Raw genomic sequence first — 23,163 nt, 5'->3', positions numbered from 1 at the left:
CTTCGCTTTCGCCCTTGGCTTCAGGCCCACGCGCATCCACAATGGCCGCATGCTCCCCCGGGCCGACACCCCATGTGCCTGATCGCTTTCGCCTGGCAGGCGCATCCGCGCTGGCGCCTGGTGCTCGTCGGCAACCGCGACGAATTCCACGCCCGTCCCACCGCGCCGCTCGCGGCATGGGACGAGGCACCACAGATCGTCGCGGGCCGTGACCTCGAAGCCGGCGGCACCTGGGCCGGGGTCGGCGCACGCGGCCGCGCCAGCGTCATCACCAACGTGCGCGATCTCGCCGCCGACCACAGCGGCCTGTCCCGTGGACTACTGGTAGCCGATTACCTCGGCTCCACCGTCGCCGCCCGCACGCATGCCATCGAACTGATGGGCAGTGCCGCGCAATATCGCCCTTTCAACCTGCTCACCTTCGACCGCGAGGATGCGTACTACCTCGGCAATCACCCCCATGCGCGGGCCCAGCCCGTCTCGCCGGGCGTGCACGGTTTGAGCAACGCCGACTTCAACGCGCCGTGGCCCAAGACCCGGGCCCTGGTGAACCGCCTCGAAGGCTGGCTCGCCGCGGGTGGGCACGACGATGTGGACGCACTTTTCGAGATGCTTTCCGATCAGGGCCGCTGGCCGGACGATGTCCTGCCCGATACCGGCATCGGCATCGAGCGCGAGCGTTTCCTCTCGAGCGCATTCATCGTCGGCGAGCACTACGGCACCCGCGCCAGCACCGTCGTTCTGGTGGACAACGAGGACCGCACCACCATCGTGGAGCGCCGCTTCGGCCCCAACGGCGTGCCCGACGGTCAGACCCGTTTCGACCTCTGAGAGCGGGGCATTCACCGCGCCGAGTGGAAAGACTTTTGCTTTTTCGGTAATTGAATCGACGCCCGCATGCCCCGAAGCTGTGGGAATCACTTTCCCCTTACGGAGCTTCCCATGCAGATCGACCTCAGCAAGCGCAGTGCCATCGTCACCGGTTCCACGGCCGGCATCGGCCTCGCCATCGCCACCGGCCTCGCCAGGGCTGGCGCTTCCGTCGTTATCACCGGACGCACCCAGGCCCGTGTGGACGAAGCCATTGCCGCGGTAAAGAAGGATGTGGCGAACGCCAAGGTGAGCGGCATCGCCGCGGACCTCGGAACGAAAGAAGGCGCCGACGCGCTGATGAAGGCGGTTCCCCAGACCGACATCCTCGTGAACAACCTCGGCATCTTCGAGCCGCGCGACTTCTTCGAGATCGACGACGCCGAGTGGACGCGTTTCTTCGACGTCAATGTGATTTCGGGCGTGCGCCTCTCCCGTCACTACGCCAAGGGCATGGCCGAGCGCGGCTGGGGTCGCGTGCAGTTCATCTCCAGCGAATCGGGCATCCAGACGCCGCCGGAGATGGTGCATTACGGTGTGACCAAGACGGCGCAGCTTGCGGTATCGCGCGGCCTGGCAGAAGTGCTGACGGGTACGGGCGTCACGGTGAACGCTGTGCTGCCGGGCCCGACGCTCTCCGAGGGCGTAAGCGAGTTCTTCGGCAAGATTGCGAAGAACGGCGGCAAGACGCAGGAAGAAGTGGAAGCCGAATTCATCAAGACGCACCGTCCCACCTCGCTCATCCAGCGCCTGCTGAGCGTGGAAGAAGTCGCGAACGTCTCGGTGTTCCTCGCGTCCGAGCAAGCCTCCGGCACCACCGGCGCATCGTTCCGCGTGGATGGCGGCGTGGCTCGCCTGATTCTCTGACCACTGTACTGCCGGCTCCCTCACAAGCATGCGAGCGTTGTGTGGGAGCCGCTTCAGCGGCGACGGGGGCTCGGCAAGCGTGCCCCGCTGCCGCGGGATCGCCGGCATAGCCGGCTCCCACAGAAAAACCTCCCCAAGCACAGAGGTTTCCTGACAGGCATGCGAGCTTTGTGGGAGCCGCTTCAGCGGCGACGGGGGCTCGCGGCAAGTTCGCCTGTCGCCGCTGGCTCGTCGCTCAATCGCTCACTTGGCAAAGGATGCGCGCAAACGCCCCGTCGTTGCGCTGGAACTCCGGCCGCGGCGAATGGAAGCGGCGATCGCTCAAGGCGACCGACGTCACCTTGTCCATGCGGAAGAACTTCCACCCCGCCGACGCACCCGAAGCGCTTCCACCCGCAACCTGATAGGCGCTCAGCAGGCGTTCGCCCGCATGGTACTCGCCATACACGTAAGGCTGCACCAATCGCTCTTCGTCGCCATATACGACGACCAGAAGACGCATCGAGCGGATCGCCTCGCAGATGGTCTCCTCGAAGCGCTTCACGACAGCTCGCCGTCAACGTAGAACCACCGCCCATCCTCACGCACGAAGCGGCTGATCTCGTGCATGCGTTCCGCCTTGCCGCCGCCGATGCGCATGCGCGCGATGAATTCGACGATAGCGGTATCCGGCGTGGGATTCTCGTGACGCTTCACGGAGAGGCCGAGCCACGTGGGCTGAGGCGATTGCGTCACGAGATCGAGGGACGATGGCCGCGTATCGCAGTGCCACGTGGCGAGCAGATAGTCCTCCAATCCGAGTACATACGCGCTGTAGCGAGAACGCATCAGGGCCTCGGCCGTCGGTGCCGGCGAGCCGGCATGCCACGGACCGCAACAGGCGGCATAAGCGGCCTTGTCGTTACACGGGCAGACGGAGGGAGCGGTACGTTTCGTCATTGTCGTTCTGATGTTGGAACGCCAGGATGCACTCAGTCCACCTTACCGGACACGACCAGCGGTGTGAGGTCGTAACCCATGCTGACAGCCTTCGCCTTGAGCGACTCGAACGTGGCTCGGTCCATGGCGGGCGTGCGGGAAAGAATCCACAGATATTTCCGGCTCGGTTGCCCGACCATGGCCCAGCGGTAGTTCTCGTCGAGTGCGATCACCCAGTATTCGGCCCATACCATGGGCAGCCATGATAGCCAGGCCGGGGCGAAGCGCACTTCCAGCTTGCCTTGCGAGAACGGCTCGGGCCGTCTGGCTACGCCGTCGCTGGCAATGGTCTTGCCTTCGGCGGTGACGCACTGATTGTGCACCCCGATGGTTCCATCGGCGCGGGGCGTGTAAGTGGCCGTCACGCCGGTCGCGCACTTGCGCTGGAAATACATCGGCAACCGGGCGATCTCGTGCCAGGTGCCGGCGTATCGCTCCAGATCGAGGTGGCTGACGGCGACGACGGGTGCCGTTGCGATGACTGGCATGGCGGGTTTCCGGTAGGACGAGAACGACCCCCTACGATGCGCATCGGGAGTGAACCTCGTTTGAACCGTGCCGTCGCCGCATTCCCTGGACCGCGTGAATACGCTCAGTCGCGAGCCTGGACGATTCTGACCAGCAGTGCGACGGCCCCGTCATCGAGTTCGACCGATGGCGCCCCAATGACGCTGTCGCCGGTGGCGCAGGCGATATCGCCGAAGAGCGCCGTGCCACGGGCAAGATGAAGCAGCGCGACATCGTGCGCCTCCACGTGGCCCGGCCCATGCACGACATCGATCCTGCCCTGCACCGCGCCACGACGAACCATCAGGTTGAAATCGCGTGTCGCTCCGCCGGCAAGCGTGACCTCGACCTGCGCTTCGCCCGGGAAGGCGAATGGCTTGAAGGGTGTCGTCAGGGCGTGCTCACGCTCGCCGTCGAGCGTCATCGTGAAGCCATCACCCTGGAGCAGGACGATGGTCCGGTCGATGCCGGGGAATCGCGAGAAGGGTGACGCGGTGTCGACGTCCGCGATGCTCACTCGCCAGAGGAAGTCGTCCATTGAGGCGCCGGGCGGCTCAACGGCGATTTCGCGCGTGATGCCGAGGCCGTTCTTCCACGGCACGGCTTTCAGTTCGTCGAAGCGGACGATCTTCATGCGACGCGCTCGATGTCGCGGGCGAAAGGCGGCAGGGCGCGCAGCATGCCCGTGCCGTATCGCTTGGTGACGACGCGGCGGTCGAGCAGCACGATGCGGCCGGTGTCGGTTTCCGTGCGGATGAGGCGGCCGCAGTACTGCGTGAGCAGACGCGTGGCATCGGGCACGCTCACCTCGATGAATGGATTGCGGCCGCGCGATTCGAGCCATTCGGCATACGTGGCGCCGACCGGATCGGTGGGCACCGCGAACGGCAGCTGGGTGACCACCACCGTTTCGCAGAGCTTGCCGGGGAGGTCGAGTCCTTCGCCGAACGATGCCAGCCCGAAGAGTGTGCTGCCCTTGCCGGCTTCGATGTCTTCGCAGTGCTCGGCGATCAACTGGGCTTTCGACAACGAACCCTGCGCGCGCACCTTGCGCACGAATTCGATGGGCAGGATCTGCAGCACGCGGTCGAGTTTCGCGCGCGAGGTGAACAGCACGAGATTGCCCGCGTTCCAGTCGAGGTGCTTCGCCAGCCAGTCCGACACCTCGCGTGCGTGACCTTCGCGATCGTCCGGCAACGACTTGAGGGCAGGCACGGCCAAGGTGGCCTGTCGTTCGAGATCGAACGGCGAGGGCAGGCTGATCGTCACGGCCTCGTTGGGTAAGCCCACCGAATCGGCGAAGCCGCGGAAGTTGCCGCCGGCGCTGAGCGTGGCCGAGGTCATGACCACGGCGGACGCGTTGTCCCAGAGCACGCTGCGCAGCAGCCCGCCCGCCGATACCGCCGATGCGTGGCATACGAGCTGCTGCTCGGGCGTCATGCTCACCCAGCGGGCGAGGGGCGGGCCGTTCTCGCGGTCGTCGGTGGACCATGCGTACCAGGTGCGTACCTGGCGATCGAGGCGTTCCAGCGCCACGCCGAGTTCGCGGGACAGCGCCTCCTGCGTGGGGCCGCCGGCCTCCATTTCCACGACCGTGCGGCGCACCGTGCGCAGCCAGCGCTGGATGTCCTTCGTGACCAGGTGCAGGTAGTCCGCGTGCGCCTTCCAGTTCTCCGGAAGCTGGCCGAGCGAAGCGCGGAACACGGGCTCCGTTTCGCTCGACGAGGGTGTCCACGAGAGACGGATCTCCCGCTCCATCTCTTCCAGCGCGTTCGACATCTCCAGCATCTTCTCGTCGCCCTGTTCGAGGGTGAGGTTGCCGATGCTTTCCTTGTCCGTGAGCGAATACGCCGCGTGGATCTGGTTCTGCAAGCGACCAATGCGGCGTACGGCGGTGGCGAGGTGCACGTCCGCGGCACCGCGGTCGATCGCCTTGCCGGGCACGTGGTGCGCTTCGTCGAAGATGTAGAGGGTCTCTTCCGGCTTCGGCAGGATCACGCCGCCGAAGGTGTCCTCGTCGCGCGGCATCGTGAGGTCGGCGAGCACGAGGTCCTGGTTCGCCACGACGATGTCGGCATCGCCGATCGCCCGGCGTGCCACAAAGAACGGGCATACGGCGAAGGCGCCGCATTTCCGTCCCGTGCATCCGCCGGCGCTGGTGGTGACCATGCCGCGTACCAGGTCGGAGAGCGGCTCCGGGCTGGTGTCGATGTCGCCGTTCCACTCGCGCGACTCGAACGCCTTGCCGAGCTTCTCGATGGCCTTGGTGTCGCGCTCGGCGGGCGGGCGCGACCACAGAGCGAGCTCCGCATCGAAATCGAAGCCGCCCTGCGCCGAAGGCTCCGCCCCAGCCATGCGCAGGTTGCGCGGGCAGAGGTAGCGGGCACGGCCCTTGGCGAGTGCCACCTTGGCCTCGACGCCGCACAGGGTCAGGTACTGCGGAATGTCGCGCTGGACGAGCTGCTCCTGCAGCGCCACGGTGGCGGTCGCGATGACCAGCTTCTTCTTCTGTGCCCGGGCAACTTCCAGTCCGGCGATGAGGTACGCCATCGACTTGCCGGTGCCGGTCGGGGCCTCGATCACGGCCGCGCCGGCCGGCTCGGCCAGCGCCTTGGCCACCTCGGCGATCATCTTCAGCTGCGAGGAGCGGCCGCGGAACCCCGTCAGGCCGTCCTTCAGCCGCGCATAGGCGGCGCGGATCGCGGCTTTGGTGTCGTCGGTGAGCATCGATGGGCGCGGGTACGGGAGGGGTAGCCTTGCAAGGTTACCCTATCGCCGTCCGAAGCCCACGAACCTCAGGCGTGGCGGTTCATCCCGGCCGGCGGCGTGCCGACTCCGGCGACGAGGCCGGCCACCACGTAATTGTGCTCGCTCCAGGTGCCGTCGGCCTGCTGCACGTGGATTTCCACGGGGCGGCCCAGTTCGGCGGACAAACCGGGGGCGATGTTCTCGGCCGCGGCGAGGGCGGCGGCCTGGGAATCGTACGGACCGAGCAGGAGGGATGCCGCACGGCGCACGATCCACGGTCCCTGTGTCGATTCGCTGTACGGAATGAACAGTTGGGCGGAGCTCGAAGCCATGGAACCCTCACGAAGTCAGGTGAACCAGACGATCGAGGCCGCTGGATGCGGCCTCGGGATCCACGCTACGCCGGGATGGCTAAAAAACCCGTTAAGCCTGTTTGTCCAATGGGTTACAGCGCACTTCGTGGCGTCGGAAACAGTCCGGCGCGTGGCTGTTGATGAGGCCCGTGGCCTCCATCCAGGCGAACACGATGGTCGGGCCGACGAAGGTGAAACCCCGCTTCCGCAGGGCCTTCGATACCTGTTCCGACAGGGGGCTGTTGGGCGGCACGGGTCCTTCCCAGTCGATGGGCCGGTCTCCGACGAACTTCCAGGCGAAGGTGGCGAGATCCTCGCCGGCTTCCCGCATCCCCAGATAGGCGCGGGCGTTGCGGATGCTTGCCTCGATCTTGCTGCGCGAGCGGATGATGCCGGTGTCGGCCAGCAGGCGAGCGACATCGCCGTCGCCGTACGCGGCCACGCGCTCCGGGTCGAAGCCCTCGAAGGCCCGACGAAAACCATCGCGCCGGGCGAGGATCGTGCGCCAGGACAACCCCGCCTGGAAGCCGTCGAGCACCAGCTTTTCCCATAGCTTGCGGCTGTCGCGTTCGGGCACGCCCCACTCGTTGTCGTGGTAGTCGCGCAGCAGCGCATCGGTTTCGCCCCAGGGGCAACGTACGAGGGCTTCGGTCCGGGGCAAGGTCATTCGCCAAGCCTCGCACCCATGCGCGTTCGGGTCTACCATCGCCCGCTTACCCACCGAACAAGCGGGTCCCCATGCCGCCACTCGATGCCTCCATCTCCATGCCCGACGCCATCGTCTCGGTGCAAGGCCTCTCCAAAACCTACAAGACCGGCTTCCAGGCGCTCAAGCGCGTGGACCTGGAAATTCGCCGCGGCGAGATTTTCGCGCTGCTCGGGCCGAACGGTGCGGGCAAGACCACCCTGATCAGCATCGTCTGCGGCATCGTCAATGGCAGCGAGGGCACGGTGACCGTCGACGGTCACGACATCGTGCGCGACTACCGCGCCGCGCGCGGCCTCATCGGCCTGGTGCCGCAGGAACTCTCCACCGACGCCTTCGAAAGCGTCTGGGCCACGGTGAAATTCAGCCGCGGGCTGTTCGGCAAGGCGCCGGACCCGGCGTACCTGGAAAAGATCCTGCGCGAGCTGTCGCTGTGGGAGAAGAAGGATTCGAAGATCATGACGCTTTCCGGCGGCATGAAGCGGCGCGTGCTGATCGCGAAGGCCCTGGCGCACGAACCTCGCGTGCTGTTCCTCGACGAGCCGACCGCGGGCGTCGACGTGGAGCTTCGCCACGACATGTGGCAGATGGTGCATCGCCTGCGCGAGTCCGGTGTCACCATCATCCTCACGACGCATTACATCGAGGAAGCCGAGCAGATGGCCGACCGCATTGGCGTGATCAATCGCGGCGAGCTGGTGCTGGTGGAAGACAAGCACACCCTGATGCGGAAGCTCGGAAAGAAGCAGTTGTCGCTGCAATTGCAGACACCGCTCGAGTCGGTGCCGGAAGGTCTCGGCGAATGGCCGCTTGAGCTGTCGGCCGACGGCAGCTGCCTCACCTACACCTTCGACGCGCAGGGCGAACGCACCGGCATCGCCGAGCTGCTGCGCAAGCTCAATGCTCTTGGCATCGACTTCAAGGACCTGCATTCGAGCGAGAGTTCGCTCGAGGACATCTTCGTCAGCCTGGTGAGGAGCCGCGCATGAACCTCTACGCGATCCGTGCCATCTATCGTTTCGAAATGGCCCGCACGTTCCGCACGCTGATGCAGAGCATCGCGTCGCCGGTGCTCTCCACGTCGCTCTACTTCGTGGTGTTCGGCGCCGCCATCGGCTCGCGCATGGGCGAAGTGGGCGGTGTGAGCTACGGTGCCTTCATCATCCCCGGCCTCATCATGCTGTCGCTGCTCAACGAGAGCATCTCGAACGCGTCGTTCGGCATCTACATGCCGAAATGGGCGGGCACGATCTACGAGCTGCTTTCTGCGCCGGTGTCGTATGTGGAAGTGGTGCTCGGCTACGTCGGCGCCGCCGCGACGAAGTCGGTGATCCTGGGTCTGCTGATCCTGGTCACGGCGCGCCTGTTCGTGGCCTATGAAATCCAGCATCCCTTCTGGATGGTGGCCTTCCTGCTGCTGACCGCCGTTACCTTCAGCCTGTTCGGTTTCATCATCGGGCTTTGGGCGGACGACTTCCAGAAGTTGCAAGTGGTGCCGCTGATGGTGATCACACCGCTCACCTTCCTCGGCGGAAGCTTCTATTCCATCTCGATGCTGCCGCCGGTGTGGCAGAAGATCACGCTGTTCAACCCGGTGGTGTATCTGGTGAACGGCTTCCGCTGGAGTTTCTACGGAACGGCGGACGTGAACGTGGTCGTGAGCGCGGCGGCCACGGTCGGTTTCCTGCTGGTGTGCCTGGGTATCGTGTGGTGGATCTTCCGCACGGGGTGGAAGCTGAAGTCGTAGGTTTGCGATGAGGCGGTGACGGCTGGCGGGGGAGACCGGGTCGCTGGGTTCCTGCTTTCGCAGGAACGACGTGCGAGCGGTTCATCACGTCATTCCTGCGAAAGCAGGAATCCAGTGTCTTGCACCACCATCGGGCGGTGAGTCGCTGGGCCCCCTGCTTTCGCAGGGGCCCAGCGACTTCCGCGCCCTTACGGCTTGCCGATGAAATCCATCTTGCCCAGCGCCACGCCTGCGCCGCGCAGGATCGCGTACGCCGTGGTGCAGTGGAAGTAGATGTTGGGAAGCACGAAGCCCAGCAGGTAGTCCTGGCCGCGGAAACGCAGTTCATTCGTGCGCGTCTGCAGCACGATTTCGCGTTCCTCGCTGCCGTCGATCTCTTCCGGCTTGAAGCCCTTCAGCAGATCGATGACGTACGCGATGCGCTTCTGCAATTCCTCGAAGGTGGTCTCGTTGTCTTCCATCTTCGGCACGTCCTTGCCGGCAAGACGGAAAGCGGCACCCTTCGCCATGTCGGTGGCGATCTGCACCTGGCGAATCAGCGGAAACATGTCGGGCGTGATGCGCGTATGCAGCAGCACTTCCGGCGCGATGTTCTTTTCGGCGGCATGCGCCGCGCCCTTGGTCAGTACGCCGGAAAGATTGGTCAGCGCGCGGACGAGCACGGGCACGCAGGCCTGGTACATGGTGATGGACATGGGGTCGTGGGCTCTTCTGGTGAGGGCGGCCGGCCGGCCGCGGCGGCATATTGTGCGGCGCCTTTGGCGGCGCGTCGACGGCGATCCCGGTTAGGATGGCGGCATGAGCCCCATGGACGCGCACCCCGAACGTACCGAGACCGTCCAGCGCGCCAGCCGCCTCCGTCGCGCCGAGCGTCTGCTCGATCGCCTGTTCCGCAGCATGCCCCTGGAAAGGCGCTTGCGTATCGGCGCCTTCATGGCTTTCAAGGTGGCCTTGTCGGCCAGCGTCGCCTATGCCATCGGCCAGGCACTGCACACGGAACAGGCCTTCTGGGCGGCGATCAGTGCGGTGGCCGTCACGCAACCCCATTTCGGCGACACCCGGGGTGCGGGCCGCGACCGCTGCCTGGGCACCGTGCTCGGCGGCATCGCGGGATTCCTCGGACTGTGGACCGGCGGTAGCGGCAATATCCTGGCCTTCGCGCTGGGCCTGGGACTGGTGACGATCGTCTGCTGGATGGCCAACGCGGCGGCCGCGGCGCGCATCGCGGGAATCACCGCGGCCATCGTGCTGCTGGTTCCGAGCGTGGGGCCGAGTTGGGAGGTGCCCCTGATGCGCCTGGGCGAGGTCGTGCTCGGCACGCTATGCGCCCTCGTCATCGGCTGGGCGGTGTCGCGGCTGGAAGAACGGGTGGAACAGAAGGAAGAAGAGGGAACCGCATGATCGTGCGAACGCGACACAGCGAACGGCATCGACTTTCCCGCATCGGCTGGCTGCGCGCCGCGGTGCTCGGTGCCAACGACGGCATCCTGTCCACCGCCAGCCTTGTGGTCGGCGTGGCCTCGGCGCCCCAGGCCCGTCCCTCCGACATCCTGATCGCCGGCGTGGCCGGCCTGGTGGCGGGCGCCATGTCCATGGCCGCGGGCGAGTACGTCTCGGTGAGTTCCCAGGCGGACAGCGAAAGCGCCGAGCTGGAGCTGGAATCGCGTGAACTGCGCGACGATCCGAAAGGGGAGCACAAGGAGCTGGCGGAGATCTACGTGCAGCGCGGACTCGACCGGACGCTGGCGGAGCAGGTCGCCACCCAGCTGATGGCGCACAACGCGCTCGAAGCTCATGCGCGCGACGAGCTGGGCCTTTCGGACACCACGGCCGCTCGCCCCTTGCAGGCTGCCATCGCCTCGGCCATCAGTTTCGCCAGCGGCGCGCTGCTGCCTCTTCTGGCTGTGATTTTCTCGACGCGGAACCTCGCGGCGCCGGTCACCGTGATCGTCTCGCTGCTGGGGCTGGCGATCCTCGGCGGCCTCTCGGCGGCGATGGCCGGATCGCCCGTGGTCCGCGGCGTGGTTCGCGTGCTGTTCTGGGGCGCGGCGGCAATGGCGCTCACCGCGGCCGTGGGGCGCCTGTTCGGCGTGGCGGCGTAGCGCTGCGGCAAGTAGGCCCGCTGCCGCGGGATCGCCGGCAAAGCCGGCTCCCACAAGGGGGGCTTCGGTGAGGGGGCGGACGCTTTGTGTGGGAGCCGCTTCAGCGGCGATGGGTGCTTGTGACAACCTGAACCGCTGCCGCGGGATCGCCGGCAAAGCCGGCTCCCACAGGGGGGGGGCTTTGGTGAGGGGGCGGACGCTTTGTGTGGGAGCCGCTTCAGCGGCGATGGGTGCTTGCGACAACCTGAACCGCTGCCGCGGGATCGCCGGCACAGCCGGCTTCACAAAGGGGAGCCTCTGCGATTCAGCCAGCCACGCAACGATTCCTGCCGCCATTCTTCGCCGTGTAGAGCGCAAGGTCGGCGCGGTCGAATACCGACTGCGGTGTGTCGCCGGGCTGGAACTGCGCCAGTCCGATCGATGCGGTGACGCGTACCGGCTGCCGGCTGGCGTGGAAGGCCAGGTGCTGGATCTTGCCGCGCAGGCGTTCGCATACCTGCAACGATTCGGCTTCGTCCGCGCCGTCGAAGATCACGATGAATTCCTCGCCGCCATAGCGCGCCACGAAGTCGCAAGGCCGCACGTGTTTCAGCAGGGCCTGGCCGATGATCCGCAGCACGGCATCGCCGGCGGTATGGCCGTAGGTATCGTTGATGCTCTTGAAGTGATCGATGTCGATGGCCGCGACGCACAAGGGGCGCGACGTGGACTGCCAGCTTTCGAAAGCCGCCTCGATCCGCTTCTCGTAGGCCAGCCGGTTGGGCATGCCGATCATGGTGTCGGTCTGCGCCAGTTCGTGTTCGCGTTCCAGCGAGCGCTGCAAGGTGGTGCGCTCGGTTTCCAGCTGTTCGATGCGCTGGCGCATCTTCTCCGCACGTTCGCGGTACGCGGTGAGGCGTGCGCCTTCGCGTTCGCGGAAATCGCGGAAGCAGAGGGCGATCGTTTCGAGGCTGCGGTTCACGCGCTCGCGCAATTCGTGTGCATCGTCGATCTCGAGCGCCGCCTCGCCGAGCAGACGCATCTCGTGCGCCACGGACGCGTCGAGCGCCTGCCCGTTGGCTTCGCCCGTGGACTGGTCGGCCAGCTCGCGGGACATGTACTGGCTCAGCTCGTCGAGGCGACCGGTGACATGGCGAAGCACCACCTGCAAGGCGTCGATCTCGCGTTGCAGGCCGATGCGCTGCTCGTTGATCAGGTCGGCCAGACGGTCGCCGCAGGCGGCGAGGGCCACGAGGTCGCCCGCGTCGGCCACCTGGTGGCGCAGATCGTTGGCCCGGTCGGCCAGGCGCGGTAGTACGACGATGCGGTCCACCAGCCTGCTGAGCGACGATTGCACGGACGAGCCGTGTTCCGTGCGAGGGGGCCGCCCGATGGAAATGGAGCGTTCCTGGTACCCGGCGACGGGTTGGTCGCCCAGCATCTGGATCGCCTCGGCCAGGTCGGCCACCAGCGGCTCGAGGGCCATCGGCTCCATCGGCCCCGAGAGGGCGGAGGACAGTCGTTCGATGTGCGGATCGACCTGGTCGTGGGCGCCGTGCGCCACCCGCCCCAGGCAACCTACCAACTGGCGGAGAAGCGATTCCGCGGTGCGCCATTGCGCTTCTTCACGGGTCAGGCGATCCACAGCCTCGTGGTATTTGCTTTCCCAGAGCTGGTTGTCCAAACGCACGCTCCGACCGTCGCGTCAGTTGCTGATTCGGGTCACATCATACGATGAAGTTTGCGAATTAGCTCACGTTTTCCGGGCTCGGCGCGGGACCCCGTTCGCCCCGGGTGGCCCTCGCCGCGACCACGATACCAACCGCCACGAGGGCGGCCGCGAGGAGGAACGGCATGCCCGAGACATGGAAGGTCCGGGCCGGGTCGATCCAGTAGGCGAAGATCTGCGCAAACAGGTAAGGCCCGAAGATCCCGGCGAAGCTGCCCAGGCTGGTGACCCCGCCCTGGAGCCGGCCCTGTTCGTCGGGCGCCACGTGCCGGGTCATGATCGACTGGATGGGCGGGCCGGCCAGGCCCCAGAGGGACATGAGCGGAATGCCGATGAGGAAGGCCCAGCCAACCGACGCGAGTCCCATGACGGCAAACGCCGTGGCCCCGAAGAACAGGCCGGCCAGCATCACCCGCCGTTCGCCGAAGCGGGTGACGAGGCGCCCGGTGAGAAAGGCCTGCACCGTGCCGTCGCACGCACCGACCAGGGCCAGCACGTATCCCACCTGTTGCGGTCCCCAGCCGTAGCGGTAGTCGGCGTAGAGGACGAAGACGGTCTGCAACACGTAGTGCGCGAGATAGAAGGTGAACATCACCACCGAGAGTCCGAACACCTGCGGATTCCGCCGCAGGAGTTTCATCGCACCCAGTGGATGGGCTGTGCGCGGTTCGAACCGGGCAGCCCGTTTCTCGGGCGGCAGCGACTCGGGAAGAATGAAGAACCCATAGAGGAAGTTCGTGAGGGCTAGTCCCGCGGCGACCCAGAAAGGCAGGCGCAAATCGATACCACCAAGGAAGCCGCCCAAGGCCGGTCCGATGATGAAGCCGATACCGAACGCGCCGCCGAGCATGCCGAAGGCTGCCGCGCGTTTCTCGGGCGGTGTCACATCGGCGATGTAGGCATTGGCGGTGGTGAAGCTCGCCGCGGTCATGCCGGAGATGACGCGCCCGACGAACAGCAGCCACAGCGACGGCGCGACCGCCATGAAGATGAAGTCGAGGCCCAGCCCCAGGTTCGAGAGCAGCACCACGGGCCGTCGGCCGAAGCGGTCGGACAGCGCGCCCTGAATGGGCGAGAAGATGAACTGCACGATGGCGAACACCGTGCCGAACACGCCCACCCACCATGCCGCGTTCGACACCGTGCCGCCGGTCATCTGTTCGATCAGATGCGGCAGCACCGGAATGATGATGCCGAACGCCAGGATGTCGATCAGCACGGTGATGAAGATGAAGATCACCGCGGCGCGGCGAACGGGGGTGTGGCTGTGCGCGTCCATGGGTTCCGTCTACACGAGTTGTTTCAGGCGCGGCTTCACCACGGGCATCGTGAGCATGGTGCTCGCCACAGCCATCAAGAGCAGCGCGGTGAAGGTTTCGCTGGTGATCACCTGCCGGTCGAGCAGGATATTCACGAAGATGATCATGATCAGCGCTTTGGTCTGCAACAGCCAGCCGATCGTCCAGGCGTCGCCGCGCGCCCAGCCGAGCAGTTTGCCGGCCAGACCGACACCGGCGAGCTTGCCGACGACCGAAGCCACCAGCAGCACACCCGCCGCGACGAAGACGGCCGTGCCGCCCATCGCCCAGTTGGTGCGCAGTCCCGTGGACAGGAAAAAGACGGGCATGATCACCAGCAGCACGTTGTGGCGAAGCTTGTCCACGTCACGCAGCGTGAACCAGTCGCGATCCATGACGGCGCCGGCCAGGAAGGCACCCACCATGTAGTGCAGGCCGGACCAGTCGGCACCGTAGGCGCAGACGGCCAGCCACACGAGGCCCACATACCAGCGGTCGGATTCCGCAAGGCGCGCCATCAACTTGCGGAACAGCCATGCGACGACGGCGAAACCGACGAGGAATGCCGCTTGATGGCCCACCCGCTGCCAGTCGAGCAGGATGATGGCGAGTACGCCCCAGATGGCCACGTCGTCGAGACTGGCATAACGGAGTACGCGCATGCCCAGCGGTTCGCGGAGAACGTCGAGCTTTTCGAGGAAAAGGATGAGGATGGGCAACGCCGTCACGGCACACGACATGCCGATGCCCAGCACGAACTGCCAGGGCACGGCGGCCGGCCCCATCCAGCCGTCGCGCCATGCCAGCATGCCGACGGCCACCAGACAGCCCGCGATCAATGGCCCGGCCAGCGCCAGCCCGGCCGTGGTTCCGCATTCGCGTCGCCGCCGCCAGACCTCGTGCAGGTCGAGTTCGATACCGGCAAGCCAGACGAACACCATCACCGCCCACCACGCGATGCCATTCAACGCGCCGATCACCGGCGGCGCGAATACGGTGGCGTAGTAATCGGGAAACACCTTACCCAGCACACCGGGCCCCAGGACGATGCCGGTAACGATCTGCACCACCACAAGCGGCGCCCAGTGATCGGTACGCCCCACGCGCCAGATGAGGTACGGCACGGCGAGGATGATCGCCATGGCGATCAGGAACATTTCGGTCGTATTCATCGGCCCTCCCCGGGAGCGCCGAGGATAGCCGAAACCAATGGCGTTTCCCGCAGGTTATTGCGGCGGCTGCGCCAGCTCCTTCGCGCCCAGGAAGCCGTCGTGGTTGCGGTCGAGCTTGTGGAACTGGTGGATGAGGTTGCGCTGGAATTCGTCCAGGTGCACGGGTCTCGCCCCGGGCCGCATCGGGCCGTCGTTGGCGTCCAGCACGCCGTCGCCGTTCACGTCCATGCGCAGGAAGCCCTGGCTCATGTAGCGCACGTATTCCGTCTCGTCGATGCGGCCGTCGCCGTTCGCATCCATGCGGCGCAGGTATTCCGCCGGGGTACGGGGGAAGTCCTGGGCGAAGGCGGGCGCGAGGAAGACCAGGCCGGCAAGCAGGGCAAAGGGACGTCTATTCATGGACCGGCAGTCTGCGCGAACGCAGGGCGTTTGTCGCCCCGTGCCGCGCCGGAGTACCTTTGGACTCTGGCAGACCCCATCCAAGGAAAGCTTCCATGATTCATGACAGCATCCTCGACACCATCGGCCGCACGCCGATCGTGCGCCTGCACCGCGTCGCCCCCTCGCACGTCACGCTGTACGCGAAGGTGGAATCGTTCAATCCCGGCGGGTCCGTGAAGGACCGGCTGGCCATCGCCGTGATCCTCGACGCGGAGCAGAAGGGGCTGCTGAAACCCGGCGATACCGTGATCGAAGCCACCTCCGGCAATACCGGCGTGGCCCTCGCGATGGTGTGCGCGGCCAAGGGCTACAAGTTCGTGGCGACCATGGCCGACAGCTTCTCCGTGGAGCGGCGTAAGCTCATGCGCGCCTATGGCGCCAAGGTGATCCTGACGCCGGCGGCCGAGCGCGGCAGCGGCATGGTCCGCAAGGCCGAGGAACTGGCCGCGAAGCATGGCTGGTTCCTGCCGCGCCAGTTCCAGAACCCGGCCAATCCCGCCTACCACCGCAATACCACGGCCGCCGAGATCCAGCAGGATTTCGCGGGGCGCAGACTGGACGCTTTCGTCACGGGCTGGGGTACCGGCGGCACGCTTACCGGCGTGGGCGAAGTGCTCAAGGTGGCCCGGCCGGAGGTGAAGATCGTGGTCTCCGAGCCCGCGGCCGCGCCGCTGCTCCAGGACAAGCCCTGGTCGCCGCACAAGATCCAGGGCTGGACGCCGGACTTCGTGCCCGAGGTGCTGAACCGGAACGTGTTCGACGTGAACATTCCGGTGGATGAGGTCGTGGCGCGCGATACGGCCCGCCGACTGGCGTCCGAGGAAGGCGTGTTCGTGGGTGTGTCGGCGGGCGCGACGGTGGCCGCCGCACTCGAATACGCCAAAAGCGCGGAGGAGGGCAGCGTCATCCTGGCCATGCTGCCGGATACCGGTGAGCGCTACCTCTCGACGTTCCTGTTCGAGGGTGTGGAGGAAGGCACCGACGAGGCGTGGTTGAGCAGTCTGCCCTGACTGTGGAGCTTCTGTAGGAGCGCGCCTGCGCGCGACAGCCTTTCGCCTCTGTCCACGACCTCGCGCGCCAGCTCCAGGTCATGGCCTCAAAAGCTGTCGCGCGCGAGGCGCGCTCCTACGCTGGTCACGGCGGAGCCACATCGGCGCTGCATTTCCGTCACGTGCCAGGCGTCAGGTTGGTCTCCTCGAACCAAGGAGGCCACCTGTCATGACATTTTTCCGTAGCAAGAGCGTGCGCGAGGAACTGCTCGGCCGCGCCCATCGCATCGCGGGTGCGAGCATGGGAAGCCATCCGCGCGAGGCCTTCGGTGCGGCGCGCGAGTACGCCGGGCGCGCCGGCATGATGGCGAGCGACGCGTTCGGCGGCGCCACGCGGGGCGTGCGCCGACATCCGGCCATCAGTGTTGCCGTCGGCGTCGGCATCGGTGCGCTTGTGACAGCGTACGTGCTGGCACGGCGCGCGCGGTACATCCACGACGACTACGACGAGCACGACCCCACCCGCCAGCGCCCCACGAACAGCAGCGGCGACGCGCTGGACGGTTCCGGGGAAGACAACCCGGTGCCGGGCGAAAGCGGCCTTTACTGATCCAGCCAGGAAGCGATGTCCAGTGCTTCCTGCTCGCCCTTGCGTTGTCGATCTTCAATCGCGTCGGCCAGGGCAGCGAGGTCCGGATGGATAACGGCACGATCGCAGGCCGCGAGAAAGCTGCGGTCATGATCGCTTAGGGGTTTCCCGCGCCCCGTCGCAGCCAGAGCTGCAGGCGACATGGCTAAAGGCTTCCAGTTCGAGCCAAAAGGTACTGCCGCCCGGATAGCAATGGCGATCCCGGCGGGGTCCGGATCCGCCGCGACCAACGCGGGTGCGGGTGCGAGGCTAACCACACGCTGCATGGCATCGAGCCACCAGTCGGGTACATAGCCCGGCATCCATACCACCGCATAGCGATCGCCGACCTTTCTCGCGGTGTCCTCGAAGCTCGTCCTGTTTTCCACCAGCAGCCAGCCGAGCGGGTGACCTTCGATGGTTTCGATGGCTGCCAGCGTGGGCGGGCTCAGCGCGATCATGTCGGGTACGGCGGCAAGATCCAGTCGCCTGTCGTCGCCGAAGTGCAGACGCAGCGGGCCGCGCAGCCAAAGGGCCGGCGTGTGCCGCGAAATGCCGAGGTCGTCGAGATCGACGTGCCGCGACAGCCATTGCCAGTCGGCTGCCGTCATGCCATGGCTGTCGTCCAGCGCGAACTGGGCGAACGTGTTGCGACTGCCGCTGCGCTCATCCGCACACCAGGCATCAAGCTTCGCTACGAGTGTTGCCCGGCGAACCAGGGTACGCGTGGCGAGGGGGCGGAGACTGGCGTGCAGTTCCGCAAGTCGCGAATCGTGAGGAGGCGACGCAAGGGCGTCGGCGCGGCGCGACGATTCGGCGTCACGTCGAGGCAGGTTCAGGGCGTCACGCAGATCGTCGGCGGCCAGCCAATGCATGGCTACGACATGCCACACGCTGCCCCTGCGCTTTTCGCTCAGCTCCACCCACCCCTGGACCAGCAGGTAGTGCGCGGCATCGTCGGCAACGTGACGGTCATTGCCCGCCTTCGCATACAAGGTCTTGCCTTTGACCGAGCCGCTGTCGCTGCGCAGCAGGTCGATCACCAGCGAGCGCTCCTTGCCCAGGAGCGTGGCTACGCTTCGTTTCCCGTTGGCCGCCCGGCGTACACGGGCGAGGCGGCTCGCGGATGCGTAACGGGCGCGGATGCCATCGTCGTCGGGCGGCCCCCAGGGGCGGTCGGCCGCCTTCGCCATCATGCCACCTCGGCCCGCCGGCGAAGCACGGCCAGCGGCTGGGCCCATGTGGCGCCTGGCCGACGCTTGCTGGTCACCAGCGTGAGCTCTGACGGCTGGAACACGTTGACGTTGTGCGTGGCCGGCGTCGTCAGGATGTATTGGGCGCGCGTGGCCTTGAGGAACGCGCCTACCTTGTCGATGTTGAAGATATCCAGATGGGCGAAGGGCTCGTCGATGAACACGAAGCCACCAGGGCGATCTTCGTCTCGCATCAGCGCCACGAGGAGAAGCAGCGATTTCATCACCTGCTGCCCACCGGACGCCTCGCCGTCGTCCATGCCGATCCAGCCCTTCTTGTCGAACTCGAAGCGCACGTGCAACGCGGCCGACGCCAGCGCCAAATCATCGTTGCTCAGTTCAGGGAGGTCCACGTCGACGCCGATACCCGCGAGTTCGGCGAGAACCTTCAGGTTCTTTGCGTAGCGCCGCACGGTGTTGCGAAGCACCTGGATATAGGCGCCGCGCGCTTCCTGCGTAATGCGGCCGGCACGCTCCAGGTGGATCCGGCGCTTGTCGAGATCGGACTTCAGGCCCTCGTGGTCCGCCGCGAGCTTGTCGCGAAGCGATAGCACGCTGGCGTCCGTTTCAAAGTGGCCTTCCTTCAGACGGCGTTCGTTCTTCTCGATCTCGCGGCGGACTTCCGCGGGCGATTGGAAGGTTTCATGCAGCTCGGCCATGGCGGCGCGAGTGCGCTTCGCCAGTGGCACATGCACGCGCTTCGCCCGGAAAGCCTTGAGGCGCTCCAACTGGTCGCCCCTCATCTGCTGGTGCTGCCGCTCCGCCTCCACCTGTTGGCGGCGGACGGCGACCTGCTCGCGAGCGGCATTGTCACGGTCGTTAGAGTTCTTCGTGCGCTTCTCACGCACGTTCTCGAAATATCTGTCGGCGGCGGCGTGGGTATCCGCCGTGCGCTGCACGTCCTCTTGCAGGTGCGGCCGTTGTTCGCGTGCCTCGTTGAATTCGTCCGCGCGATCGGCGAGCTGGCTGCTGGCATTGGCGCCGCGTAGGATGGCTTCGGCGTCGTTCGCCTGGGCGGAGGCGACCTTGCGCTCGTCGGTGATCGCACGCAGCCGCGCCTCGATGTCCTGAAGACGCGCTTCGCCGTCGCGCAGCTGGCGCTCGCGCGCCGCGGAGCCGAAGTACATGTCGTCCACGCCGAGGTATCGGCCACCGCGGCGCTCGCGGAAGTAACCTTGCGGCGTGATCCAGTCCTGATCGCGTGGAAGCCTGGCACCTTCGCCGGTGTCTTCCACGCGCTTGATGCGATCAAGGTTGCGCAGCAGCCAATCGGGAGGGGCGGCCGAGAATTCCACTACTTCATGGAGCGAGCCCATCATCGGCTTCTCGGCCGGCGCCCGGTCGGGCACCACGAAATGCTTGTAACGCATCGCCTCGCTGATCTTCCACGCCTTCTCGCGGTCGCGCGGATCGTCGAGGAGCACCACATGGCGGTAGCTGGCGAGCACGGCTTCCACCGCCGGCTGCCAGCGGGCCTGGGTGATCTCGACGATCTCGCTCAGCATGCTGTGGCGGATGCCGGCATCGTCCAGCGCACGGCGGAACGCCGCTTCGAATTCCGGCGTGTAACGGCGGCCGCTGCGCCACGCCGCCAGCTTGCCGGTCAACGTACCGAGCTCCTGGCGCAAGGTGGTTTCTTCGTCCTGGAGGGCACGAACCTTCGCGCGGGCGTCGCGTGCAATGTTCGCGAGTTCCTCATGGTCGGCGCCATCCTGGGCCGCCACCATCTGGCGCAGGCGGCCCTCCTGACCAATGACGAGCTCGTTCTGGGCCAGTGCCGCACGGGCGGCGTCGAGGCTGCGTTGCGTGGCCTGACGCGCGGCGTCTGCATCGTTCTGTTCGATGCGCAGCCGTGCCTCGTGCGCATCGAGTGCTTCGAGCTGCCCGGTAAGCGCGGTGTCCTGCCGCGCGAGGTCGATCAGGCGCCGCTTCACGCCGTTCAAGGGCGGCCGGGCGCCGCGCACGCTGGCGGCAATTTCCGCAAGTTCGGTACGGGGCAGGACGTCTGCCACGAGCGAAACACGCTCCTGGTTCAGATCGGTCCATTCCTGGTACGAGCGCGATCGAGCTTCCGCTTCCTGCAGGCTGACGCCGATCAGCGACAGTTGCTGTTCCAGGCCGTGCAGTTCTCGCTCGGCCTCCATCTGCTCGTTTCTCGCGCGCTGGTAATCGTCCAGTACGGCCTTGTCGCCGAATACGTCAAAAACGAGGTCGAGAAGCTGCTTGGGGGGCAACTGGCACAGCTTGTCCGTGGCGCCCTGTTCCAGCGTGAGCACGCGGCGAATGGCCTGCGAAAGGCCGGCGCCCTCCAGTCGCACCCTGTATTCGCGCAGGCCCATGAAATCGTTGCGCTGTTCGATCTCTTCAACGGTGACGTCGCCGCCCAGCACGGCATACTGCCGCGTCCACTCGCCACCCTTCTTTTGTATGCGACAGGCGAGGGTGACCTCGCGATCCATGAGCGGGAAGAACGGGCGCTCGCCGCTGGGGCCCGGGAGGTTACCCACTCGCGCACGCAGCCACGCGAAAGGTTGGCCGTTGTGGCGCAGGTAACTCTTGTAATCGCGATTTCCTGCGCAGTCGATCGTGAGCAGGGTGCGCAAGGCGTCGAGCAGGGTTGTCTTGCCCGAACCGTTGGGACCGACCACGGTGACGATGTTCGTGTCCAAGGGCAGGCTGAAGCGTTGCCAATAGTCCCAATGGACGACTTCGAGGCTGCGGAAGTCAAACATCGCCGTTTTCCTCGTATTCGTCTTCGGTCATCGCCGCATCGTCCGTGGGTGCCTGCGCCGGGCTTGCCCATCGCGCCGCCGCCGAACCGGATTCGGTAGCGTCGTCGTCGGTCGATTCCTGCGGCCTGGCGGTTCCAAGCAGATCGCCCAGCGCACCGTCGAGAATGCGGCGTGCCGTACGTTCGTAGTCGAACGCGAGGTCGAGCAGGGGGCCTTCGGCCACTTCGCCCTTGCGGCGCACGATGAACCCGAGGCGATTCAGCGTGCCGAGATTGAAGTTGATACGGGTCTTGCCACCGAGTTTCTCGCCAAAGTCGGCGAGCAACGTGCGTTCTGCAATGACGGGTGAGATCGTCGGGTCGCGCGGGATGGGCTTCTCTTCGGCGAACATCTGGCTCTGCGAGGCCGCGGCCTCCACTTCCTGACGCTCTACCTGGCGCTGGCGCTTGGGCAGGATGATGAGCGCCCAGATCACCACCAGCAGCGCCACGCCGTCACGGTCCAGCTGCATCGTGTTGGATATCCAGCTGTCGCTGCCGCCGAACACGGCGCGTTCGCTTTTCTTGGATACGGCGAGGCCGATGTACGCGGCATAGGGATGTTCCCGCAGTTCGAGGCCTACGGCGTCGAGCCGGCGATCGAGTTCTTCGCGGTAAGTTTCGTCGAGCAGGGCCTTGCGTGCCTGCGCATCGTCGCGCGGCAGCCATCGTTGCGCGAGCAGGCGGGTGACCAGGCTGGCGGTATCGTCATGCATCGTTTGTGTCCTTTACGCCCTCATGCGGACGCAACCGTCCCGAACTCACCAGAGCAATCTGAGGAAGGTCTGTCACAATCAATGGCGTTTCGGCGTCGATTTCGAGCGAAAGCGGCAGCCGCGCCAGGTTCGCCGTGCCGCCTTCGAGCGCAGCTGACTCGGGATCGCCCAGCAACCCGAGCAATGACAGGCGATAGGCGGATAGGGCGTAGTCGCTTCCGATCAGCGTGCTTTCCAGTTCGCGGGGCGTCGCGATGGCGGCCAGTTCGGCGTGCCATTCCTCCAGGAAGCGCAGGTCTTCCTCGTCCATCGGAAGGTCGGCTGTGTCAGGCGGCTCTTCGGCCGAAGGCAGGGCGGTACTGGCGGCGGCGAGACGCTCGCGTTCCAGTAGTTCGTATTCGGCGACGTCCAGCGCGATCTGATCGTGAAGAAACGAGGCAGGTAGCGGCAGCAGTAACTGGCCGTCGTCGAAGCTGGCGAGGCTCCAGGCATCCTGCGCCCGCAGCCAGCCGACGAGGTCGGAAGACGAGAGCCCGGTGCGACCGAGGTGCACCCGGTGCTGGTCGATCTTGTTGAGTTCCCGCTGGAACACGCCCGCCTGGCGCAGCAGCGCGCTCTGCGCGCGGCCGACCGCCTGCGCAAGACGATGGATGGCGGGTTCCAGTTCGTCTCCCGAGGTGATGGCAGCGACGATCTCGGTGCCCTTCTCCACCCAGGTCCACACCGATTCCAGCCGATCGGCGGCGCGGCGTATGCGATGTTCGGAGCCGGAGAGTACCGCGCGGTCGAAGTCCTCTTTCAGTTCCGTGAGGCGCGAGAGAAGGTGCCCGAGTTCGTCGGCGGAGATGCGACCCAGCGACTGACCCGCTGCGAGCTGCGCGGTGAGGTAGCCGAGGCCGTCGTCGTCGTCGTGTTCGAATTCCAGCATGGTCGCCAGGGCACCCAGCGCCTTGCGCCCGAGCGTGCCCACGCGGTACCGCATGGTTTCCGTGTCGTACACGAGGAGATCGTGATCCTTCAGACGCTGCACAACGGTTTCCAACTTTACCGGGTCCACGAAGGCGAGCTGATCGCGGATCTCCTGGGGTGTCCATTCAGTGGCATGCGTCCGTGCGCCGAGGGTGCGCAATACGAGCAGGCGCAGGAGCACCTGGGCCTCGCCACCGTGGAAAAGGGCGGAAAATGCCCGTAGCAAGCCGCGCCCGCGCAGGAGCGGGAATACAACAGGCAAATCCTCGGCGACGACGCCCTCGCGGAAAAGATCCTGCAGGCGTTCGTCGTGGACGGTGGTGTCGGCCGGTACGCTCAAG

24 protein-coding genes are annotated in these 23,163 nt (G+C 66.1%); 8 read left to right on the top strand and 16 right to left on the bottom strand.

Annotated elements, in window-relative coordinates; translation table 11 throughout:
* Positions 1 to 72: 72 nt before the first annotated feature.
* Positions 73 to 831, top strand: coding sequence for an NRDE family protein (locus HBF26_RS06015; RefSeq protein WP_167124055.1), 759 nt, complete (start codon positions 73 to 75; stop codon positions 829 to 831).
* Between the two features lie 111 nt (positions 832 to 942).
* Positions 943 to 1,737: an SDR family NAD(P)-dependent oxidoreductase gene (locus HBF26_RS06010; RefSeq protein WP_167124052.1), complete on the top strand. Its 795-nt coding sequence runs from the start codon at positions 943 to 945 to the stop codon at positions 1,735 to 1,737.
* Between the two features lie 235 nt (positions 1,738 to 1,972).
* Here the strand turns inward: HBF26_RS06010 and HBF26_RS06005 are convergent, their stop codons facing one another.
* From HBF26_RS06005 to HBF26_RS05975, 7 genes are all read right to left on the bottom strand, one after another.
* Positions 1,973 to 2,281 carry a hypothetical protein gene (locus HBF26_RS06005; RefSeq protein ID WP_167124050.1) on the bottom strand — a complete coding sequence of 103 codons (309 nt, stop codon included), beginning with the start codon at positions 2,279 to 2,281 and terminating at the stop codon, positions 1,973 to 1,975.
* Positions 2,278 to 2,676, bottom strand: a complete 399-nt coding sequence (locus HBF26_RS06000; RefSeq protein ID WP_167124048.1) for a YchJ family protein — start codon at positions 2,674 to 2,676, stop codon at positions 2,278 to 2,280. The genes HBF26_RS06005 and HBF26_RS06000 overlap by 4 nt, the downstream gene beginning before the upstream one ends.
* 32 nt (positions 2,677 to 2,708) lie before the next feature.
* A complete protein-coding gene (locus tag HBF26_RS05995) occupies positions 2,709 to 3,203 on the bottom strand; it encodes a lipocalin family protein (RefSeq protein WP_167124046.1) in 495 nt (164 codons plus the stop codon).
* 104 nt (positions 3,204 to 3,307) lie between these two features.
* Entirely contained in the window at positions 3,308 to 3,856 is a 549-nt protein-coding gene (locus tag HBF26_RS05990; protein WP_167124044.1) for a HutD/Ves family protein, read from the bottom strand.
* Positions 3,853 to 5,949 carry an ATP-dependent DNA helicase DinG gene (dinG, locus tag HBF26_RS05985; RefSeq protein WP_167124042.1) on the bottom strand — a complete coding sequence of 699 codons (2,097 nt, stop codon included), beginning with the start codon at positions 5,947 to 5,949 and terminating at the stop codon, positions 3,853 to 3,855. The genes HBF26_RS05990 and dinG overlap by 4 nt, the downstream gene beginning before the upstream one ends.
* Before the next feature lie 68 nt (positions 5,950 to 6,017).
* The gene (locus HBF26_RS05980; protein ID WP_167124040.1) at positions 6,018 to 6,302 is read right to left on the bottom strand and encodes a DUF2188 domain-containing protein; all 285 of its coding nucleotides are present in this window, start codon (positions 6,300 to 6,302) and stop codon (positions 6,018 to 6,020) included.
* Positions 6,303 to 6,393: 91 nt separating this feature from the next.
* On the bottom strand, positions 6,394 to 6,990 hold the full coding sequence (locus HBF26_RS05975) for a DNA-3-methyladenine glycosylase I (protein ID WP_193569782.1): 597 nt from the start codon (positions 6,988 to 6,990) through the stop codon (positions 6,394 to 6,396).
* Positions 6,991 to 7,088: 98 nt separating this feature from the next.
* Between HBF26_RS05975 and HBF26_RS05970 the strand changes: the two genes are divergently transcribed.
* Both HBF26_RS05970 and HBF26_RS05965 read left to right on the top strand, forming a co-directional pair.
* The gene (locus tag HBF26_RS05970; protein WP_167124408.1) at positions 7,089 to 8,018 is read left to right on the top strand and encodes an ABC transporter ATP-binding protein; all 930 of its coding nucleotides are present in this window, start codon (positions 7,089 to 7,091) and stop codon (positions 8,016 to 8,018) included.
* Positions 8,015 to 8,776: an ABC transporter permease gene (locus tag HBF26_RS05965; protein WP_167031244.1), complete on the top strand. Its 762-nt coding sequence runs from the start codon at positions 8,015 to 8,017 to the stop codon at positions 8,774 to 8,776. Before HBF26_RS05970 ends, HBF26_RS05965 begins: the two co-directional genes overlap by 4 nt.
* A gap of 188 nt (positions 8,777 to 8,964) precedes the next feature.
* Here HBF26_RS05965 and HBF26_RS05960 read toward each other — a convergent pair whose 3' ends face one another.
* On the bottom strand, positions 8,965 to 9,471 hold the full coding sequence (locus HBF26_RS05960; protein ID WP_167124036.1) for a DUF1993 domain-containing protein: 507 nt from the start codon (positions 9,469 to 9,471) through the stop codon (positions 8,965 to 8,967).
* A 103-nt stretch (positions 9,472 to 9,574) separates the two neighbouring features.
* Between HBF26_RS05960 and HBF26_RS05955 the strand changes: the two genes are divergently transcribed.
* On the top strand, positions 9,575 to 10,177 hold the full coding sequence (locus HBF26_RS05955) for an FUSC family protein (protein WP_205287594.1): 603 nt from the start codon (positions 9,575 to 9,577) through the stop codon (positions 10,175 to 10,177).
* Positions 10,178 to 10,179: 2 nt separating this feature from the next.
* Positions 10,180 to 10,878, top strand: a complete 699-nt coding sequence (locus HBF26_RS05950; RefSeq protein ID WP_167124405.1) for a VIT1/CCC1 transporter family protein — start codon at positions 10,180 to 10,182, stop codon at positions 10,876 to 10,878.
* A gap of 304 nt (positions 10,879 to 11,182) precedes the next feature.
* On the opposite strand, the gene HBF26_RS05945 is transcribed toward HBF26_RS05950, so the two are convergent.
* From HBF26_RS05945 to HBF26_RS05930, 4 genes are read right to left on the bottom strand one after another with little or no spacing between them, the layout of a single operon-like run.
* Positions 11,183 to 12,547, bottom strand: a complete 1,365-nt coding sequence (locus HBF26_RS05945) for a diguanylate cyclase (RefSeq protein WP_167124034.1) — start codon at positions 12,545 to 12,547, stop codon at positions 11,183 to 11,185.
* A 58-nt stretch (positions 12,548 to 12,605) separates the two neighbouring features.
* Positions 12,606 to 13,865, bottom strand: coding sequence for a TCR/Tet family MFS transporter (locus tag HBF26_RS05940; RefSeq protein WP_167124032.1), 1,260 nt, complete (start codon positions 13,863 to 13,865; stop codon positions 12,606 to 12,608).
* A 9-nt stretch (positions 13,866 to 13,874) separates the two neighbouring features.
* Positions 13,875 to 15,056, bottom strand: a complete 1,182-nt coding sequence (locus HBF26_RS05935; protein WP_167124030.1) for a cation:proton antiporter — start codon at positions 15,054 to 15,056, stop codon at positions 13,875 to 13,877.
* 54 nt (positions 15,057 to 15,110) lie between these two features.
* Positions 15,111 to 15,455 (bottom strand): EF-hand domain-containing protein, encoded by a 345-nt coding sequence (locus HBF26_RS05930; RefSeq protein WP_167124028.1) that lies wholly within the window; start codon positions 15,453 to 15,455, stop codon positions 15,111 to 15,113.
* A gap of 95 nt (positions 15,456 to 15,550) precedes the next feature.
* On the opposite strand from HBF26_RS05930, the gene cysK reads away from it, so the two are divergent.
* Together cysK and HBF26_RS05920 are read left to right on the top strand one after the other, a co-directional pair.
* Complete coding sequence (gene cysK, locus HBF26_RS05925) at positions 15,551 to 16,507, top strand: cysteine synthase A (protein ID WP_167124026.1); 957 nt, start codon at positions 15,551 to 15,553, stop codon at positions 16,505 to 16,507.
* Between the two features lie 208 nt (positions 16,508 to 16,715).
* A complete protein-coding gene (locus HBF26_RS05920; protein ID WP_167124023.1) occupies positions 16,716 to 17,096 on the top strand; it encodes a hypothetical protein in 381 nt (126 codons plus the stop codon).
* Here HBF26_RS05920 and HBF26_RS05915 read toward each other — a convergent pair.
* The 4 genes from HBF26_RS05915 to HBF26_RS05900 all read right to left on the bottom strand — a co-directional run bounded on the left by HBF26_RS05915 (position 17,090) and on the right by HBF26_RS05900 (position 23,162).
* Positions 17,090 to 18,157, bottom strand: a complete 1,068-nt coding sequence (locus tag HBF26_RS05915; protein WP_167124021.1) for a hypothetical protein — start codon at positions 18,155 to 18,157, stop codon at positions 17,090 to 17,092. The genes HBF26_RS05920 and HBF26_RS05915 overlap by 7 nt on opposite strands.
* A gap of 149 nt (positions 18,158 to 18,306) precedes the next feature.
* Positions 18,307 to 21,099, bottom strand: a complete 2,793-nt coding sequence (locus tag HBF26_RS05910; RefSeq protein WP_167124019.1) for an AAA family ATPase — start codon at positions 21,097 to 21,099, stop codon at positions 18,307 to 18,309.
* The gene (locus tag HBF26_RS05905; RefSeq protein ID WP_240151223.1) at positions 21,092 to 21,853 is read right to left on the bottom strand and encodes a hypothetical protein; all 762 of its coding nucleotides are present in this window, start codon (positions 21,851 to 21,853) and stop codon (positions 21,092 to 21,094) included. The genes HBF26_RS05910 and HBF26_RS05905 overlap by 8 nt, the downstream gene beginning before the upstream one ends.
* Positions 21,846 to 23,162 (bottom strand): hypothetical protein, encoded by a 1,317-nt coding sequence (locus tag HBF26_RS05900; RefSeq protein ID WP_167124017.1) that lies wholly within the window; start codon positions 23,160 to 23,162, stop codon positions 21,846 to 21,848. Before HBF26_RS05900 ends, HBF26_RS05905 begins: the two co-directional genes overlap by 8 nt.
* Position 23,163 lies beyond the last annotated feature (1 nt).

The organism is Luteibacter jiangsuensis (assembly GCF_011742555.1).
Classification (GTDB): domain Bacteria; phylum Pseudomonadota; class Gammaproteobacteria; order Xanthomonadales; family Rhodanobacteraceae; genus Luteibacter; species Luteibacter jiangsuensis.
The sequence above is the reverse complement of the archived record's forward strand: the minus strand, read 5'-3'. Positions and strand labels throughout refer to the sequence as shown.